1 pseudogene is annotated in these 817 nt (G+C 49.7%); it reads left to right on the top strand.

Annotated elements, in window-relative coordinates:
- Positions 1–817 (top strand): annotated as a pseudogene (locus A3763_RS28770) (magnesium chelatase); the annotation flags it as partial.

Here is an 817-nt window from a genome sequence, read left to right as displayed (position 1 = left end):
AGGATTCATCGTGCCGATTAATAGAAACTCCGCCTTGTGTTGATGGCATCAGCCATCAACACAAGGCGGAGTTTCTATTAATCGGCACGATGAATCCTGATGAAGGAGAATTGCGCCCCCAGTTACACGACCGTTTCGGTTTGGCAGTCGATTTAGCTAACCGCTACTCGGTAGAAGAGCGTGTTGCCATCGTTAAAACGCGCGAAGCATTTGATGCCGATCCAGAAGCATTTACTCTTGCCTATGAAGAAAAGCAAGAAGCACTGATCGCTAAGGTAGTTTCAGCAAGAAAGCGTTTAGAGGGTGTGGCATGCTCTGACTCCATTCGAATTGAAATTGCACAACGTTGTGAAGATGCGTTGGTAGATGGACTAAGAGCAGATATCGTTTGGTATCGAACAGCTCGCGCGCACGCCGCTTGGCAAGGTCGAAAAGAGGTCATCTTGGATGATCTTGATGCGGTTTCAGAGCTGGTTTTGCACCACCGCCGTAGGCACGACGCGCCACCACCAGCTCAAGGTGATTCCGGAAGCGGTAATCCTAACTCCGGCAACGATTCTCCAGAAACCGGATTTAAGCGACCCGATGATTCACATAGACAACCAAACCAGAATGACGCAAAGGGCGATGCCGATACCGGCGAACAAAATAGTACCGACAGTGATTGGGGGAGTATGGACCCAAAATGCATGAACGGTATTGTATCACCGGAGAATGCCATCCCCACAAAATCAAACGCGCGTGCGATAAGCCAACCCTCTGCATTGTTAGACTCGATGTTTGCCAATCAAAAAGGGCGCTCTACCATAGGCCGGCA

The organism is Oleiphilus sp. HI0128 (assembly GCF_001635365.1).
This window is presented reverse-complemented; position numbering and strand designations above follow the sequence as displayed.